The organism is Bacteroidales bacterium (assembly GCA_021157585.1).
Taxonomy (GTDB): Bacteria; Bacteroidota; Bacteroidia; order Bacteroidales; family UBA12170; genus UBA12170.
In genome coordinates this window covers 1-18290 of the sequence record JAGGWH010000016.1, presented here as the reverse complement: position 1 = coordinate 18290, position 18290 = coordinate 1, and the positions used below count along the sequence as shown (strand labels likewise).

The window sequence follows — 18290 nt, the reverse complement described above, 5'->3', positions numbered from 1 at the left end:
CTTTTGGCAAGCATTTTGCGTCAAAAGGGAAAACACCAAAAATACTATTGAATGAATCAACAATTCAGACCCAACAGATTTGCTATTCTACCTCCGGTTGTAAAAAATCTACTTATTATAAACGGACTGTTTTTTTTAGCGGCTCTTGGCGTTGGAACAGCGTTTAAATTCGACTTAAATAATCTCTTTGGACTTCATTATATCGGAGCTGATAATTTCCGCCCGTTTCAATATGTGACCTATATGTTTATGCATAGCACGCAAAACTTTTCACATATATTGTTCAATATGTTTGCCCTTTGGATGTTTGGAAATACACTGGAAAATGTTTGGGGAAGCAAAAAATTCTTGATCTATTATTTAGTTACAGGACTCGGCGCGGGCGTTATTTATACATTCTGGATACATTTTCAATTGGCACCAACCTTAAACGCTATTGATTTATTCTTGAACAACCCTAGCCTTCCTGCTTTTGTTGAATTCAGAAATTCTGATTTCTTTCAAATTGGAAGCTACGATATACAAAATAATTTTAATGCCTTTGCAGGCGAATTTAATCGGCTAATAGCACACAACCCTTCTCAAGCTCTTCAGGAAAGCATTCATTTTATGGAGCAATATCGTATTGATTTCTTGAATGCTCACACCGTTGTTGGAGCTAGCGGCGCGGTATTTGGTATTTTACTTGCCTTTGGAATGATGTTCCCCAATTCTGTTATTTATCTCTATTTTGCTATTCCGATTAAAGCCAAATGGTTTGTAATCCTTTACGGAGCTTTTGAGTTGTATTCCGGATTATCAAATAACCCCAATGATAATGTGGCACATTTTGCCCATCTTGGGGGAATGTTTTTTGGATTTCTGCTTATCACTTATTGGAAAAAGAAAGGAAAACTATATTAATGTACAGCTACTCAAATCCATATCAAAAACAACCAAGAGAATATTGGACAGCAATAAAGCTCTTTTTTAGTCAAAAGTCAGCTTTATCCAATCTGATATTGATCAATATTCTTGTTTTTCTTTTTATTAATTTGGTAAATTTATTCCTGTTCTTGTTTTCTTTGGATCAAGCTTTTGTTCAGGCAAATGGCGTTTCGCGCTTGGTGTTTTGGTTATCACTTCCTGCTGATTTAAGCGCATTGATACTCAAACCTTGGACATTAATTAGCTATATGTTTGTTCAGGAAGGCTTATTCCATTTAGCCTTTAATATGATGGTATTATACGTTGGAGGACAAATCTTTATCAATTATTTGAGTTCAAAAATGTTGGTAACCACCTATATCTTGGGTGGTTTAAGCGGAGCTTTACTTTACATTATTTCTTTTAATCTTTTCCCTGCTTTTAGTGCAAACGTGGGTAATGCCATTGCTTTAGGATCATCAGCATCTGTTTTGGCCATCTTTGCAGCCAGTGCAACACGCGCTCCCGAACTGAAGATGCAACTGTTTTTATTTGGGCAAATAAAATTAAAATATATTGCCATAGTGCTTATTGTATTGGATATTTTAAATATCCAAAATGGAAATGCTGGTGGACATATTGCTCATTTAGGGGGAGCTCTTTATGGTTTTTCATTCGCTTACTATTCAAAAAAAGGAAAAAATATTGGTTTCTTTTTTGAAAACTTAAACCTTGAAAGGTTTATTACTTGGTTTAAAAAACCCAAGCAAAAATTCAAGAATGTCTACTCCAATCCTCGTCCTTCTAAGGATGAAGATTATTTAAGAAGAAAAGCCGAAGAGCAAGCGAGTATCGATGAAATTCTGGAAAAAATTAAGAAATCAGGTTACGAAAGCCTTTCTGCTAAAGAGAAAGCTCAGCTTTTTGATGCGAGCAAGAAAAGCTAACTTTTATTCCCAAAAAAAACGCTTTCCATCAGCTGGACAAATTCTAAGCATTTATTGCCATTTTTTAAAATCAAACCTTTGGTCTTAACCTGCTTAGACCCCTATCTTTGTAAAAGAAAATCGCGAACAGGCTTTCGGCAATTAAAAAGATATTAAATAACCATTTGTTTTTAGAACTTTCTCATAGTTCGTATTTATTAGATAATGTTTAAAGAGATGATGACCTGACATCATCTCTTTCCTTCTAAGGCCTCTTATATCAGACTATTTTCTTAATTTTGTTCAATGGCAAAATCAAAACACAAATTCCGCCCCCGTATTTTCCTTTGGATTAATCAGTTTTTTGTGTTTCTACTGTTACTAACTTATATCTCGCCATATGTGCCACCACAAATTTTTTGGCCACTATCCGTATTCGGTCTTACTTATCCCATTTTACTATTAATCAATATTTTATTTATTGTTTTCTGGCTTATTTTAGTAAACAAAAATCTAATTTATTCGCTTTTGGCAATTCTTATCGGATGGAGTACTCTAAATAGTCATTTTCAACTTAAAGGAGCAGAAGAGCCAAGCATTGAAAACAGCTTAAAAGTGCTGTCTTTTAATGTAAAAAACCTTTCTAATAACAATATTAATTATGCTGATATTAAAATACGATCATCTATTCTTACTTATCTCGAAGGACAAAATGCACATATAATTTGTTTACAAGAATTCCAAACTTATCCTTCAAAAGGAATAAACACGGTAGAAGAATTTAAGGCACGTCTTAGCTTGCCTTATTCTGCCGAAACACGCTATATACCCAAGAGCAAGTTTAAGTTTGTAGATTTAATGACTATTTTTTCAAAATATCCAATAATTAAACAACAAGAACTACGCTTTAAAAACAAATGTTATGCATTAATTGCTGATATTGCCTATAAAAAAGATACTATTCGACTGTTTAATATCCATTTAGAATCCAATCACTTTAACCCTAACGAATACGAAATATTCAGTTCGACCGAAATTGGGTTAAATGAAGAAACCGGTGGACGACTTGCGATTTTATTTGATAAGCTTGCACGCTATTCCAAAATAAGAAATATCCAAGTAAACCATATCAGCAAATTGATAAAAAAGAGTCCTTACCCTATTTTAATATGTGGCGATTTCAACGACACTCCTGCTAGCTATTCTTATCATAAACTCACCAAAAATATGAAAGATGCTTTTGTTGAAAAAGGAAAAGGATATGGCAATACTTATAATGGGGAATTACCTCCTATGCGTATAGATTATATTCTTAGCGATACTTTGTTTCAGGTTTATCAATTTGAAATCGGGAAAATTAATAAGTCGGATCACTATCCTATTATCGGCACTTTAAATTTATCAAAATAAAACACCCTAATCAGGGTTTCACTTTAAGTAAAACTCTGAACGACCCAAATTTCTTTTGTAGATTTGTCCACCTATATTTAAGACATGGAATTTAAACTCAGCTCAACATTTAAACCTACCGGAGATCAACCTCAGGCTATTCAACAGTTAGTAGAAGGTTTAAAACGTGGCGATGAATCGCAAGTATTGTTGGGCGTAACGGGTTCGGGGAAAACTTTTACGGTTGCCAATGTTATTCAAAAATTAAATCAACCTGTTTTGGTGCTTTCACATAACAAAACATTGGCAGCTCAACTTTACAGTGAGTTCAAACAATTTTTTCCGGAGAATGCCGTAGAATATTTTGTCTCGTATTACGATTACTATCAGCCAGAGGCTTATCTTCCAAGTTCAAATACTTATATCGAAAAAGATTTAAGCATTAACGATGAAATAGAAAAACTTCGTTTAAGTGCTTCTTCGGCTTTACTTTCGGGACGTAGAGATATTATTGTGGTATCTTCAGTTTCTTGTATTTACGGAATTGGAAATCCCGAAGATTTTACCGAAAATGTTATTCTGATAAAAGTTGGTGATAAAATAGAACGAAATAAACTGCTTCTCCGCTTGGTTGACAGTTTGTACTCGCGTACCGAAATGCAATTTTCAAGAGGAACTTTCCGGGTTAAAGGAGATACCCTAGATGTTTACCCCGCTTATGACGATATTGCTTTTCGAATCGGTTTTTGGGGTAACGAAATAGAATCTTTAGAACAAATCGATCCCGAAAATGGTAAGTCAATCAATCAAATGAATCAAATAACCATTTATCCTGCTAATATTTTTGTTACCACGAAAAATAAAATGAAATCGGCTATTACTGAGATTCAGGATGACCTTTTTAAGCAAGTCGATTTTTTTAAAGAAACACAAGATTATACCTCTGCAAAACGATTAGAAGATCGGGTTACTTACGATATTGAAATGCTTAAAGAGTTAGGCTACTGTTCGGGTATAGAAAATTACTCTCGTTATTTTGATGGAAGAAAAGCCGGAAGCAGACCTTTTTGTTTGCTCGATTATTTTCCTGACGACTATTTAACAATTATTGATGAATCTCACGTAACTATCCCTCAAATCAGAGCAATGTATGGCGGAGATCGTTCGCGCAAACAGAATTTGGTAGAATATGGGTTTCGTTTACCTTCGGCAATGGACAATCGGCCTCTAAAATTTGAGGAATTTGAAGCCATTAGCAACCAAACTATTTATGTAAGTGCCACTCCCGCAGATTATGAATTGCAAAGAAGCGAAGGTGTTGTTGTTGAACAGCTAATTCGCCCGACAGGGCTTTTAGATCCGCCCATTGAAATACGTCCCAGCCAAAATCAAATTGACGATTTACTAGATGAAGTTCAAAAACGTATTGCATTGAAAGAACGCGTTTTAGTTACTACGCTAACCAAACGTATGGCCGAAGAGTTAAGCAAATATCTCATTAACCTCAAAATTAAAACAGCATATATTCATTCCGATGTAGATACTTTGGAAAGAGTAGAGATTATGCAAAACCTCCGACAAGGTTTAATTGATGTTCTTGTTGGTGTTAACCTTTTACGCGAAGGATTAGATTTACCGGAAGTTTCTTTGGTTGCTATTTTAGATGCCGACAAAGAAGGTTTTTTACGTTCGGAAAGATCGCTAACACAAACGGCAGGAAGAGCAGCTCGTAACCTCAACTCTTTAGTCATTATGTATGCGGATAAAATTACAGCATCTATGCAAAAAACAATAGATGAGACTAGCAGGAAACGAGAAATACAAATAAAATACAACGAAAAACATAATATTACGCCTAAAGCTATTGTAAAACCATTAGCAAATGCATTAGAAGGGAGTATAGAAAGATTGGCTTATATAGAACCGGATGCTCTCACAACTGCAGCTGACCCCGCCCTTGTTTATCTTGCCAAACCAAAATTAGAGAAAGCCATCCGAAAGCTTAAAAAAGATATGGAATCGGCTGTTAAAGAACTTGATTTTCTTTTAGCCGCTAAAATACGCGACGAATTACAATTACATCAAAAGCAACTTGAACAGCTAGATTAAAACTTTAAATTGTTCAAACTCTTCTTCTGAAAATTATATTGTAAGTGAAATTAAAATAAACTATATTTGTGCATTAGCTGCTTGAACCTGAAATAGCAGTGGGGGGATTAATGTAAAGAACAAATTATGAAAAAAAAGATTTTTGCCATCGATGATGAACAAAGCATCCGCTTTATTATTGAAAACACTTTCAAGAAAGATTTTGAAATTGAAACTTTCCCTAATGGGGAACTGGCCTTAGTGTCAATGCAAACCGGAGACATTCCCGATTTAATAATTTGCGATATTGAAATGCCCATAATGAACGGATTTGAGTTTATCAAACAAGTTCGTGCCAGTGGTTTTTTCGATGATATTCCTTTACTTATGCTTTCGGGTAAAGAAAGTAGCGACGACAGAATAAAATGCTTCGAAACCGGAGCCGACGACTACATTATCAAACCTTTCAACCCTAAAGAATTACTTGCAAGGGTTAAAAGGAGATTGATATCGTTAGATTTATACTCTCAGCGCAAAGGATATTAAAAATCGTAAAAGCCATCGATTATGAAAGAATCGTATACAGGAAGAATATTATATATAGGGAAAGATCCCAAGATTATTGAACAGCTTTCAAATACAGAAAATGTTGAATTTATTAGTAAAGACAATGGGTTAGCAGCCATACAATGGATAAATAATAACATTAGCGAATACGACAAAATAGATGCCATTTTATGCTCTTTAGGAATTAAAGGGATGAATGCATTTTCCTTGTACAACCACATGCGTTTCCACAGCTTATTGAATAAAATCCCTTTTATAGTAGTAGCAAAACGTTTTGAATTTGCTTCCCGAATCCTTGCATACAAAAATAAAGTCGACGATTATTATGCACTACCTTTAGATATAGATCGCCTTAAAATCAGAATAAAATTTCTGAGAAAATATAAAGCAAAATATACTGATAAAAACAGAAAAAAAGCTTTTGAAGATTTCAAAAATCATCCATATAAAACTCCATTTTTAAAACGTGCTTTTGATATTATTATGGCAGGAGGAGCAATCTTAGTTTTAAGTCCGGTTTTCTTGCTCACTGCCATTGCCATTCGAATAGAATCAAAAGGAAAAGTTTTTTATTCATCTAAAAGAGTAGGAGCTAATTTCCACGAATTTAATTTCTATAAGTTCCGTTCTATGTATCCCGATGCAGATAAGCGCTTAAAAGAAGTAGAACATTTAAATCAATATCAAGGCGAATTACTTGAGGATGAATGTCCACGATGCAAGAGTTTACCCGAAGGTGTTTTTTGTTCACCCACACTCAAACAAGACGACGGCAGCGAAATTTGCGAGTATTTCTATATCAAAAAGAAAAATGCCAAAGCTGCATTTCTAAAAGTCGAAAACGATCCAAGAATAACAAAAGTTGGTCGGTTTATTCGAAACACAAGTATAGACGAATTACCACAACTTTTTAATATTTTAAACGGAGATATGTCAATAGTTGGAAATCGTCCTTTACCCGTAGGAGAAGCAATTGCAATAACAAAATCCAGATGGGCACGTAGATTTAAAGCAGCTGCCGGTTTAACAGGGCTTTGGCAAGTTGAATTACGCGGAAAAGATGGTGATATGTCAGAAGAAGAACGCTTTGAATATGATAATACTTATGCAGAAAACAACTCCTTTTGGGGCGATATCAAGCTTATATTTCGCACCTTAAAAATATTCATTCAAAGGGGAAGTGTTTAAACTGATTGATTTTTTTTAAATTTGTACAAACTATCACGTTTTATGCATAGGCTAAGGAAGAAACTATACTACATTATTCTAAAACAATTATCTGTTATCTTACTTATAACAGCATTGTATCCATCAAACTCAACAGCTCAAGAAATTTCAATATCTAACGAAAACATTTTCAACCCATTAACGGATGATATAACCAAAAAAATACCTCCATTAGATGTTTTAATTGATTCTGCACTAATAAATTCTCACCGCTTAAAATATTGGGATAAAGAAATAAAAATTACCGAATACGAATTAAAATCTGCTAAACGCGACTGGGCTAAAGGAATATATTTTACGGGTGAAGCAAAAGAAGGAACATGGACAAGTTTGGTATTTATTCAAGACGAATATGGCAATGAAGTCGGAACTTTAGGAACAACTGATCAAGGACGCTACTCTATTGGTTTGGGTTTACGATTACCGATACAAAGTCTTTGGGATCGTGGCAATCAAATTAAATTAAATAAAATGCGTATTGAGCGGAATATTGAAAAAATGCTTGAAGACAGACAAACCATTAGAGCAAATGTTATTAATCTGTACAACGAGCTTATAATTCAACAAAATATGCTAAAGCTTGATATAGATAATATTGAGTTTTCTGAGCTTACAGCAGAAATGGCCGACAGGGAGTTTCAAAACGGAAAAATATCGCTAGCCGATTTATCAAGAGTACGCGACAATTTAGCCAGAGCTAGATACCGTTTCGTGGATAGCCAAACAGGGTTTATAAATGCTTATGTAATGCTTCAGGAAATAACTGGGATAAAATTTAACGAACTTAATAACTGGGAATAATGGATATAATTCAATTTATTAAGCTTATCCGCAAAAATCTTTTAATACTGATTCTTGTGCCTGTTATTTTGGTCGCATTAGTATATTACGGCACACGTAATGAAGAAAAATACTATGTTAGCTCCTCCACCATTTATACCGGCTTAGGCTCCGGATTAACACTTGAAGCGCAAGCAAATTCTCGTTTAGATTATTTTGGATCGAAGATGGAATTTGATAATATTATAAATATTTTCAAAGCTCGTGAAACACATAAAGAAGTTGCTTTAAGCCTTTTTATTCAAGGTTTAAGCCTTAAAAGCTGGGACCCTCAATACATTTCTCGTAAATCGTTTAACGAACTACAAGAGCTTGTTCCACAGTATATTAAAGATATGGTTATTTTGCCTGAAAATGCAAATAAATCAAATTTAAATAATAAAATACCTCTAATAATAAATGATACTGCCAACCTAAAAAACAAACAATATCTCGTTAGAAATAAAGTATATACAGTTAAAGACAAAGAATCTTTATTTTCCATTTCATCAAAGCTGGGAATTTCTGCCAGCGAATTAATGAATAAAAATACGCTTACATCAACGAAATTGGAACCCGGCACAGAACTAATTTTCGATCAAGAAGATTTAATTGTTCATAGCACAAAAGCCGGAAAATACGACACCATTCCGCTTTACATTCCCGATACGACTTATTATTTAAAAGCAGAAATTGACAGTGCTAGTTTTGCCCAAACATTAGAGCGTTTTAAAAAATATTATGCAGCTGATGATACCAATTATATTTACGGACTTTTAAACTATGGTCATAAATATTACAGCATGCGTGCTGTTGGTGGGGTATCGGCAAAACGTGTTCAGGGTAGCGATTTGATTGAGCTAACTTTTAAAACTACAGATCCCGGAATTTGTAAGCAATGTATACAATTTACTATTGATGCTTTTAAAAAAAATTATAAAAAGCTTAAAGAAAACCAAAGTGATAATGTAGTTGCCTATTTTGAAGAAAGAGTGGCTGAATCGAGCATGAACCTTCAGGCAGCAGAAAACAGGCTTTTAAAATTTAACCAAGAAAATAACATTATTAATTATTACGAGCAAACACGTCATATTTCAGAACAAAAACAAATTTTGGAAAGCAGATATTACGACGAAATGATGATTTTTACTGCTGCCGATTCGGTTTTAAAAAACTTAAATAAACAGCTCGCAAACCAAAAAGGAATAGCGAAATTAAATACCGATATGCTGGAGTATCGTAATCAACTTTCAGATATAACATATAAAATTACTATTAATGAATTAAACAATTCTTCCGATCCAAAAACCATACAAGCCATTGCCGACTTAAAAGACAAGCAGCTTGAATTACGCAATAAGATTAATAAAAATATCGATCAGGTATTTAGTTTGCAATTTTCTGCTCAAGGAGTAAACTCTGATGAAATACTCTCTAAATGGCTAAGCAATACCCTTACTTACGAAGAGACTAAAGCTAAACTAACTGCTTTACAAGAAAGAAAAACAGAATTTCAAAAAACCTACGAACAGTTCGCTCCTCTTGGTGCAAAATTATCGCGTATAGAACGCGAAATAAACGTTTACGAACAGCAATATCTTTCTGTATTAAATAGTCTTAATTTAGCCAAACTAAAACAACAAAATCTTGAACTTCAATCAAATATAAAAACAGTAGATCCTCCCTATTTTCCTTTATCTGCCGAATCTTCTAAGCGTAAATTATTTATTGCTGCAGCAGGAATTGTTGGTCTTATGCTGGTGCTTTTTGTTATTCTTGTTCTCGAATATTTCGACAATACAATTAAAACACCCATACGTGCCGAAAAACTTAGCGGCTTAGATTTACTTTCTGCTTACCCCTTAATGTCTAAAAAAACAAATGGAATTAATTACAATTTCATAACCAACAGATTGATGGAACAAGCGGTGCAGAAAATGCAATCTATACTTGAGACGGAAGGTATTCAAAATAAAAGACCTATCAATATTTTAATCTTTAGTACTCAAATTACCGATGGGAAATCGCTTATTCAGGATGCACTTAGCGGAAAGCTTAAAGAATTCGGATTTTCTGTCTTATCTGCAAACTATAAACTTCCGAATTATAATCCGAAATTTTCTTTTATCTCAGATGAAAAGCCTATCGAATACAAACTAGAAGCCGATGGCTTTACTAAAGAAAGTGTTCAAGAAATTTTAGGAAAAGAAAATGACTGTTCAAAATATGATTTTGTATTAATAGAAATTCCTTCTATTACTCATCATGCATATCCTCCTGCTTTGATAAAAGATACCGATTTAGGAATACTCGTAACACGTGCTAATCGTCCTTGGACAAGTTCCGACGAAAACAGCTTGAAAGGAATAGTGCAATTCATGAAATACAATCCTCTTATTTTATTAAATGGGGCACAAGCAGAATCACTCGAAATACTTTTAGGAGAATTACCACGTAAACGCAGCCGAATACGTAGAGCCGCTAAAAAGCTTGTAAAGCTTCAGTTTTTTGAACGACATACGCTGAAAAAATGATCAAACGTATTCTTCATATTGCCAAAGAAAAAAATATACAATCCTTAGCCGGAAATATGCTTACCGCCGGCTTTGGTTTTTTGAATTTCGTTGTCCTCACTCGTAGTTTCGACAAAGAAATTTTTGGCGAATGGATACTTTATCTTACTGGTGCAACATTTGTGGAAATGTTTCGCTTTGGAATTACCAGAACAGCTTTAATCCGTTTTTTAAGTGGCGCCAAAGAAGAAGAAAAGAAACAATTAATTGGGTCTAACTGGCTTATCGGACTTGTTGCCAGCCTACTGATTGCCATTTTATTATGGTTAGTGTTATACTTTTTCCCCGATCAAGTTAAACAATCAGGATTTTATCTTTTCTTTAAATGGTATCCCATACTGGCATTTCTTAATTTACCTTTTAATAATGCGCTTACCATACAGCAAGCTAAACAATATTTTGGTCAGATTTTTATTGTTAAAACTCTAAACTCAGGCTTATTCTTTGCGGGTTTAACAATTAACCTTTTCTGGTTAAAATTAGATTTAATTTATGTTATCTGGTTTCATTTAGGTATTTCGGCTTTTGTATCACTAATCACTATTTTAGCCGGATGGGATGGTTTACGTTATCTCACAAAAGCAAATAAAGCAACCAATAGCACAATATTAAATTTTGGTAAATACACAACACTAACACTTATAGGAACTAATTTATTGAGAAGTGCCGACACTTTTATTATAGCATTAAGCCCACTCGGAACTGCTGCCGTTGCACTCTATAGTATACCGATGAAATTAACAGAATTGCTTCAGATTCCCTTACGAAGTTTCGTGGCAACGGCCTTTCCAAAAATGTCTAAAGCAAGTATTCAGAACGATATAAAAATGGTTAGATACTATTTCTACAGCTATGCCGGATCTATGACTATACTGTTTATTCCTGTCGCTGTTTTCGGCTTTATCTTTTCCGATTTCTTCGTTTTGCTGCTCGGAGGTCAGCAATATATCGGAGTCGATCCTATTACCGGAGCCAGCACTTCTGCCATTTTTAAAGTCTTTGCACTATATGGAATATTATTACCTATCGACAGACTAACAGGCGTTGGACTTGATAGTATCAATAAACCAAAAAAGAATTTCTATAAAATAATTTATATGGTTTCTGCCAATATAATTGGCGATTTAATTGCTGTTTTTGTCTTTAAATCCTTAATGGCTGTCGCCGTAGTTACCATTATTTTCACCTTCTTAGGTGTAATTATTGGTTATAGATATTTAACCAAAGAATTACAGCTAAATCCACGCTTAATCTGGGTTGAAGGATGGAAGGTTTATTCTAATAAAGTCAAAGAGTTTGTGGGGTAGATATGCGAGAAATTTTCAATAAAAAAAAACAAAAAAAGGTATTCTGGTCTGTTTTAACATTATTTCTTCTGAGTTCTTTTAGCTCACAAGCACAAATAAATTGCGATTACGAAATAAACACAACGACATCCAGTATTACAAATATTGAATTTCAAGCGGGAGACACTCTATGCTTAATGGCAGGTACAAGAGGTCCTCTTTACCTGAAAAATATTATCGGTACTGCCGAAAAACCCATTGTCATCATTAATAAAGGCGGACAATCTATTATAGATTCTGATTTGACATATGGCTTAAAGTTTGCCGAATCTAAAAATATTGTGATAAGTGGTGCAGGCGACCAAAATATTAAATATGGAATTCTAATACGCGAAGTAAGCAATGGCTCAGGGTTGAATATTGGAGGTCTATCAACAGATTTTGAAGTGGAAAATATAGAGATTAGTAATGCAAAAATTGTTGGAATTATTGCTAAAACCGACCCCAATTGTGTTTACGATGCTGACCGCCCTAATTTCACCATGTACAATATAAAAATTCACGATAATTATATTCACGATATTGGAAACGAAGGAATGTATATTGGCAGTTCTTTTTATCTTGGTCAATATATCAGCTCTTGCGACAAAACATTTCTTCCCCATATAATTAATGGTGTAGAAATATACAATAATCGAGTAGAATATACCGGTTGGGATGGAATACAAGTCGGAAGTGCATTATACGGCTGTACTATCCACGACAATCAAATATATAAAGATTCCCAAGCAGAAGCGACCTATCAAATGTCAGGTATAATTATCAATACCGGAAGCAGTTGTAACGTTTATAATAACACTATAATCGATGGCAAAGGAACAGGAATTTTAAATCAAGGAACAGGCGGACAATATTTTTATAACAACCTTATTATTAATGCCGGACGCGATTATGATTTTGAAGATCAAACCCTAAAACAACAGTTTGGGATATTTTCAAAATACACCTATATCCAACCGCCGGATTCTTCTTTTCATTTCTATAATAACACCATAATAAATCCCAAAAGCGACGGTATAAGATTTATGAATTCGCATAGTGAAAACAATCGTTTTATTAATAATATCATTATCAATCCCGGAGCTTATGAATTTTACGAAAACCTGGGCTCTGTTAACTATGAAGCCCAAGATGCATATATTCACAATTATTTAGATAGTTCCGATGATATTTTTCTATCTAATAATATTCTCGAACGATCTTCAAAAGAACAGTTATTTGTCGACACTCTCAATTACAACTATCGTCTTACAAGCGGTTCTCCTGCCGTAAATACAGGTTATAATTTAAGTGATAAAGGTATTACTTTCGACATAGAAAATTTCACTCGCCCTTTTGATAATTACTTTGATATTGGTGCTTACGAACTTCAAATTATCACTTCTACAAATACTTTAGCTACATATAATCAATCCTTAAAAATTTCACCAAATCCGGCCTCAGATTATTTGACTTTAAGTTTTAAGCTAAATAAAACTCAAACACTCAGCTTAAAGCTCGTGAACATGGAAGGAAAAACATTCAATCTCTTTTCTGACGAGACTTTTACTAAAGGAGAAAATACAAAATACGTTTCTATCAATCATCTTCCTAAAGCAAAATATATTATAGTTTTATACAACGAAACAAATAGAATGATTCAAAATTTTCAAAAATTCTAAAAATGATTACCTGGCCCATATTCATAGCATTATTTCTAGCTGTTGCCGCTGTATATTTTTCTATCAAAGCCGAAGATAACAAAGTAAAAGAAGAGCAAGAACAAAAAGATAAAAAGGAGCTGAAAAGATTAGACTTAATAAAACGTAAAAAAAGAATAGAAAGCGAGAAACAACAAAAGAGTAATGCGTAATCCTTTTAAAAAAAATACAGGAGCTCTTCAGCTGCAACATCCCATTGCGATTCTTTTAGTTGTAATAGGCGCCTTTCTTATAGGTAAACTAATGTCAACCAGTGGAATTCCACTTATTGCAGGACTTATATTTTTACCTCTAATTGTAATTTTTATTAATCGAGTATTTTACAATCCAAAAATCGCCCTTTTTAGTATACAATTGGCCGCTTATTTTATAAATGGTCTTCCACGCTATACCGGACCGATAGTACCATACGGTCTGATAGCCGACGGCTTATTTGTCTTGGCTTTAGTCGCTATCATTTTCAAGCATTTCTATGTTGGAGTTAATTGGAAACCAATGCTTAAAGACGTAAGCCTTTTAGCTGCCGTTTGGATGGGATGGATTTTTCTTGAAATCCTTAACCCCGAAGCCGTTAGTTTTCAGGCTTGGTTTTATACTATGCGTGGAATAGCACTCTATTTCTTTTTCGGAATTCCTCTGGTACTCCTTCTTATGCGAAGCCCAAAAGATTTAGAAATATTCTTTTATATCTGGGGATCGATGACCATTTTAGCTACACTAAAAGGAGCTATGCAACTTATCATCGGATTAGATCCTGCAGAACAAAGATGGATGGATGCAGGTGCTTATCAAACACATTTACTTTTTGGAAAACTCCGAGTATTTTCTTTCCTGAGTGATGCCGGACAATTTGGAGCTTCTCAGGCACATGCTCTTGTTATGGGAGGAATTATTGCCTACGAAACCAAATCCCTTAAAAAGAAACTTTTCTTTGGAATTGTAGCTTTATTCGGACTTTACGGAATGCTTATTTCAGGAACTCGTGGTGCTATTGCTATTCCTGCTTTAGGATTTTTCACTTATTTGATACTAACAAAAAACAAAAGACTTATTGCATTGGGTTTAATCGCCGGTATAGCTGTTTATATATTTTTCGCTTATACTACCATTTTACAATCAAACTATCAGGTTGCACGACTCAGAACGGCTTTTCATCCCGAGCAAGATGCCAGTTTTCAAGTGAGATTAGACAATCAAAAAATATTAAAAAACTATCTGTCTACTCGCCCTATTGGAGGAGGTGTAGGTCATGCAGGTGTTAGAGCACAAAAATATGTTCCAAATGGATTTTTGGCTAATGTAGCTACTGACAGTTGGTATGTTTTAATATGGGCAGAAAATGGAGCCATAGGTTTACTATTACACTTTTTTATTCTTTTTTATATAGTAATTAAGGGTGGATATATTATAATGTTTAGGATTCGAGATTCGGAACTTAAAGCCAGAATGATGGCTATTCTTAGTGGCATTATGGGAATTTTATTGGCTAATTACGGAAATGCCGTTATGGGTCAATTCCCAACTTCCATTAATATTTATTATGGTATGGCCTTCCTATTTATTGCTACTCATTACGACAAAGTTATTACGCTTGAACGCAAACAAGGCAAAGATCCTTTTAATCTTTTTGGCGGATTATTTAAAAAATAATTGTACGATATCGTACATTTATTTTCTCTTTTCGTACACTAAAATATCCAAATAAAATTAGCGAAAATCACTTAACAATTTAACTTTCAGAGCATCACAATAAACGGCACAAAAATTGGTTCACGCGAGCCGATGATTAAATTTATAAGACCACTATTTTTACTAAATATACTTTTAATTACAGGGAATATATTTTCTCAAGAAAAAAGGGAATACACAACAAGTCGAATTCAGGGAGAATCACCAAAAATTGACGGCCTGCTCAATGATGCTGCTTGGGAACAAATTGATTGGGGAAATACTTTTACTCAGTATCGACCTTTAAACGGTGGAGAAGCAGCCTTACAAACGGCATTTAAAATTTTATATGATGATGATTTTCTTTATATCGCAATTCGCGCATATGATGATACTCCTGAAAAAATAGTAAACCGCATGTCGCGCCGCGACGGATTTCAAGGCGATTGGGTTGAAATTGCTTTTGATAGTTACCACGATTATAACACTGCTTACGCTTTTACGGCAACAGTTGCGGGAGTGAAAAATGACGAATTATATACTCAAGACGGTTTTGGACACGACCGCACTTGGGATCCTATTTGGTATCTAAAAACCAGTATCGACAAAGAAGGCTGGGTAGCAGAAATAAAAATCCCCTTCACTCAATTGCGTTTTAGTGAAGAACGTGAACAAATTTGGGGTTTACAAGTAAAGCGATTTATTCACCGTAAAGAAGAACGCAGCCTCTGGCAACACATTGCTAATGAACAAGCCGGATATGTTAGCCGCTTTGGAGAATTACACGGACTGAAAAATATTAAACCTAAAAAGCAATTTGACATTACCCCCTATACCCTTGCATCTTTTGAATCCTTTGAGGCTGAAGAAGGTGATCCATTTACCGACGGAACAGGATTCAATAGTCGCATTGGATTAGATGCAAAGATAGGACTTACCAATAACCTCACCTTAGACCTTACCATTAACCCTGACTTTGGACAGGTTGAAGCCGACCCGTCCGAAGTCAATTTATCTGCCTTTGAAAGTTATTTTCAAGAAAAACGTATGTTTTTTATCGAAGGTCGTAACATTTACAGTTTTCCATTACGTTTAGGCGGTGGCAACGATGCTAACGATAACCTGTTTTATTCGCGACGCATTGGAAAAAGACCTTCTTATTATCCTGATGATTACTCTTTTATCGACACCCCTGAAAATACATCGATTTTAGGTGCTGCAAAAATAACAGGCAGAACAAAAAACGGATTATCTATTGGAATTTTAGAAAGTGTTACCAATACTGAATATGGCAGTATTTCTGATGCTAACGGAAATATCCAAGAATATACCGCAGAACCTTTAACAAATTATTTTGTCAGCCGCATAGAAAAAGATTTTAATGAAGGAAATACTAAAGTTGGCGGTATGTTTACGGCTACCAATCGGAAAATTGAAGATGCCTATTTAGACATTCTACCCACAGCAGCCTATACTGGAGGCCTTAACTTTGATCACGCTTGGAACAACAGAAAATACAATTTCTCTGTCAAGCTAATGGGTAGCCACATTCAAGGCGATATAGCTGCAATTAGCGAACTCCAATTGGCTTCTTCGCGCTACTACCAACGTCCCGATGCCAAACATATGGAATACAACCCAAACTTAACCAGCTTAAGCGGACATGCCGGAAACGCCTGGTTTGGAAAATTTACGAATGGAGGTTGGAATTATATAGCGTGGTTTAGTTGGCAATCGCCCGGTTTTGAATTAAACGATATTGGCTTTTTGCGTTATGCCGATGATATGACGGAAATACTTTGGACTCAGTATAATGTACCTAAACCTTTTGGCATTTTCCGTAGATTGAGTGTTGAAATATCACAAGCAACTTCTTTTGATTATAGTGGAAAATATTTAGCAATGAGCGGAAATTTAGGTCTTAGAGGTCAGTTTACTAATTTCTGGTCTTTTGGATTTGGAAGCAGTGTTAACACAAGCTCCTTAGAAAAAACATTACTTAGAGGAGGCCCTCTCTTCCGAAGCCCGGCAGGCATAAATGCTTATGCGCATATTTCAACAGACAGAAAAAAGAATTTCAGTACTTCCGCAATGATTTCCTATTTCTATGGAGCTGAAAACTTTAAGTCTCGCCAAAACTACTCCTTTACCTTCACCTATCGACCAATGGATCGTATACGTATTTCTTTGCGTCCATCGCTCCGATTTACCAATAACCAACTACAATATATTGATGTTCTGGATATTGAAGGACAAGACAAATATTTCTTGGCAGAAATTGATCAAAAAACATTTGTAACTCAACTGAGAATTGATTACAGCTTTACTCCCGATTTCAGTATTCAATATTACGGACAACCATTTATCTCAACAGGAGAATACAGTAATTTTAAATATGTTACCAATCCCATAGCCGACCAATATACAGACCGTTTCAAAATCACAAACCCTGATGCAGATTATGGCGTTGATATTAATAATGACGGAAATATAGATGGTTATTTATATAATCCAGATTTTAAATTTTTACAATTTCAATCTAACCTTGTTGCACGTTGGGAATACAAGCCCGGCTCTATTGTGTACTTGGTTTGGTCTCAAAATAAAACCGATTTCCCTTCAACTTACGCATTTGATTTTAATCAGGATATAGAGGATATGTTCTCTGTTTTTCCGCACAACGTTTTCTTAGTCAAGTTATCTTATAGAATACCGATATAACAAGCCTTGAAGACAAACCTTAACTAAACCTTGAGTCCGAAATACTAATCCAATTTCGGACTTTTTTTATCCCGTTGACTTCGAGAACCTCAGTTAACGATAGTGAAAATGTATGAAGCAACTATTTTACTTTTTCTTAGAAGAAACTTCGACTGATGCCGAGACATCGGTTGAGGCTCTCGAAGTCAAAGTCTCCTTATTCCGATAAGCCACCGATAAATCTAGCAATATTCCATACTCACCCTTAATCAATGCTTCTTTCTTTTTTCTACTCCAACCCTGTACTTGCTTTTCACGGTAAAACGCTTTATCAATTCTTTCAAACTCTTCAAAATACACTAATTCTACAGGCAATCTCTT

The 18290-nt window shown here is 34.6% G+C and carries 14 protein-coding genes; 13 read left to right on the top strand and 1 reads right to left on the bottom strand.

Annotated elements, in window-relative coordinates; translation table 11 throughout:
• Positions 1 to 288 precede the first annotated feature (288 nt).
• The 13 genes from J7K39_00635 (at position 289) to J7K39_00575 (ending at position 17930) form a co-directional block, all read left to right on the top strand.
• Positions 289 to 903, top strand: a complete 615-nt coding sequence (locus tag J7K39_00635; GenBank protein MCD6178387.1) for a rhomboid family intramembrane serine protease — start codon at positions 289 to 291, stop codon at positions 901 to 903.
• On the top strand, positions 903 to 1853 hold the full coding sequence (locus J7K39_00630) for a rhomboid family intramembrane serine protease (protein ID MCD6178386.1): 951 nt from the start codon (positions 903 to 905) through the stop codon (positions 1851 to 1853). Before J7K39_00635 ends, J7K39_00630 begins: the two co-directional genes overlap by 1 nt.
• 285 nt (positions 1854 to 2138) lie before the next feature.
• Positions 2139 to 3242, top strand: a complete 1104-nt coding sequence (locus J7K39_00625) for an endonuclease/exonuclease/phosphatase family protein (GenBank protein ID MCD6178385.1) — start codon at positions 2139 to 2141, stop codon at positions 3240 to 3242.
• 84 nt (positions 3243 to 3326) lie between these two features.
• Positions 3327 to 5330 (top strand): excinuclease ABC subunit UvrB, encoded by a 2004-nt coding sequence (gene uvrB, locus J7K39_00620; GenBank protein MCD6178384.1) that lies wholly within the window; start codon positions 3327 to 3329, stop codon positions 5328 to 5330.
• A 126-nt stretch (positions 5331 to 5456) separates the two neighbouring features.
• Positions 5457 to 5855 (top strand): response regulator transcription factor, encoded by a 399-nt coding sequence (locus J7K39_00615; protein ID MCD6178383.1) that lies wholly within the window; start codon positions 5457 to 5459, stop codon positions 5853 to 5855.
• A 21-nt stretch (positions 5856 to 5876) separates the two neighbouring features.
• On the top strand, positions 5877 to 7064 hold the full coding sequence (locus J7K39_00610; protein ID MCD6178382.1) for a sugar transferase: 1188 nt from the start codon (positions 5877 to 5879) through the stop codon (positions 7062 to 7064).
• 42 nt (positions 7065 to 7106) lie between these two features.
• Positions 7107 to 7904, top strand: coding sequence for a TolC family protein (locus J7K39_00605; GenBank protein ID MCD6178381.1), 798 nt, complete (start codon positions 7107 to 7109; stop codon positions 7902 to 7904).
• Positions 7904 to 10456: a LysM peptidoglycan-binding domain-containing protein gene (locus J7K39_00600; GenBank protein ID MCD6178380.1), complete on the top strand. Its 2553-nt coding sequence runs from the start codon at positions 7904 to 7906 to the stop codon at positions 10454 to 10456. The genes J7K39_00605 and J7K39_00600 overlap by 1 nt, the downstream gene beginning before the upstream one ends.
• Complete coding sequence (locus J7K39_00595) at positions 10453 to 11802, top strand: oligosaccharide flippase family protein (GenBank protein MCD6178379.1); 1350 nt, start codon at positions 10453 to 10455, stop codon at positions 11800 to 11802. Before J7K39_00600 ends, J7K39_00595 begins: the two co-directional genes overlap by 4 nt.
• Positions 11803 to 11804: 2 nt before the next feature.
• The gene (locus J7K39_00590; protein ID MCD6178378.1) at positions 11805 to 13502 is read left to right on the top strand and encodes a right-handed parallel beta-helix repeat-containing protein; all 1698 of its coding nucleotides are present in this window, start codon (positions 11805 to 11807) and stop codon (positions 13500 to 13502) included.
• A 2-nt stretch (positions 13503 to 13504) separates the two neighbouring features.
• Positions 13505 to 13693: a hypothetical protein gene (locus J7K39_00585; protein MCD6178377.1), complete on the top strand. Its 189-nt coding sequence runs from the start codon at positions 13505 to 13507 to the stop codon at positions 13691 to 13693.
• Positions 13686 to 15191, top strand: a complete 1506-nt coding sequence (locus J7K39_00580; protein MCD6178376.1) for an O-antigen ligase family protein — start codon at positions 13686 to 13688, stop codon at positions 15189 to 15191. The genes J7K39_00585 and J7K39_00580 overlap by 8 nt, the downstream gene beginning before the upstream one ends.
• Positions 15192 to 15323: 132 nt before the next feature.
• Entirely contained in the window at positions 15324 to 17930 is a 2607-nt protein-coding gene (locus J7K39_00575) for a hypothetical protein (GenBank protein ID MCD6178375.1), read from the top strand.
• Positions 17931 to 18056: 126 nt separating this feature from the next.
• On the opposite strand, the gene J7K39_00570 is transcribed toward J7K39_00575, so the two are convergent.
• The coding region (locus tag J7K39_00570; GenBank protein MCD6178374.1) for a hypothetical protein at positions 18057 to 18290 on the bottom strand (234 nt) is incomplete at its 5' end.

What these genes read in the sequence shown, in the direction of transcription:
- J7K39_00605 (MCD6178381.1), top strand. Translation starts at nt 7,107, where the DNA reads ATGCATAGGCTAAGGAAGAAACTATACTACATTATTCTAAAACAATTA.
- J7K39_00600 (MCD6178380.1), top strand. Translation starts at nt 7,904, where the DNA reads ATGGATATAATTCAATTTATTAAGCTTATCCGCAAAAATCTTTTAATA.
- J7K39_00635 (MCD6178387.1), top strand. Translation starts at nt 289, where the DNA reads ATGTTTGCCCTTTGGATGTTTGGAAATACACTGGAAAATGTTTGGGGA.
- J7K39_00630 (MCD6178386.1), top strand. Translation starts at nt 903, where the DNA reads ATGTACAGCTACTCAAATCCATATCAAAAACAACCAAGAGAATATTGG.
- J7K39_00590 (MCD6178378.1), top strand. Translation starts at nt 11,805, where the DNA reads ATGCGAGAAATTTTCAATAAAAAAAAACAAAAAAAGGTATTCTGGTCT.
- J7K39_00625 (MCD6178385.1), top strand. Translation starts at nt 2,139, where the DNA reads ATGGCAAAATCAAAACACAAATTCCGCCCCCGTATTTTCCTTTGGATT.
- uvrB (MCD6178384.1), top strand. Translation starts at nt 3,327, where the DNA reads ATGGAATTTAAACTCAGCTCAACATTTAAACCTACCGGAGATCAACCT.
- J7K39_00575 (MCD6178375.1), top strand. Translation starts at nt 15,324, where the DNA reads ATGATTAAATTTATAAGACCACTATTTTTACTAAATATACTTTTAATT.
- J7K39_00610 (MCD6178382.1), top strand. Translation starts at nt 5,877, where the DNA reads ATGAAAGAATCGTATACAGGAAGAATATTATATATAGGGAAAGATCCC.
- J7K39_00615 (MCD6178383.1), top strand. Translation starts at nt 5,457, where the DNA reads ATGAAAAAAAAGATTTTTGCCATCGATGATGAACAAAGCATCCGCTTT.
- J7K39_00595 (MCD6178379.1), top strand. Translation starts at nt 10,453, where the DNA reads ATGATCAAACGTATTCTTCATATTGCCAAAGAAAAAAATATACAATCC.
- J7K39_00580 (MCD6178376.1), top strand. Translation starts at nt 13,686, where the DNA reads ATGCGTAATCCTTTTAAAAAAAATACAGGAGCTCTTCAGCTGCAACAT.
- J7K39_00585 (MCD6178377.1), top strand. Translation starts at nt 13,505, where the DNA reads ATGATTACCTGGCCCATATTCATAGCATTATTTCTAGCTGTTGCCGCT.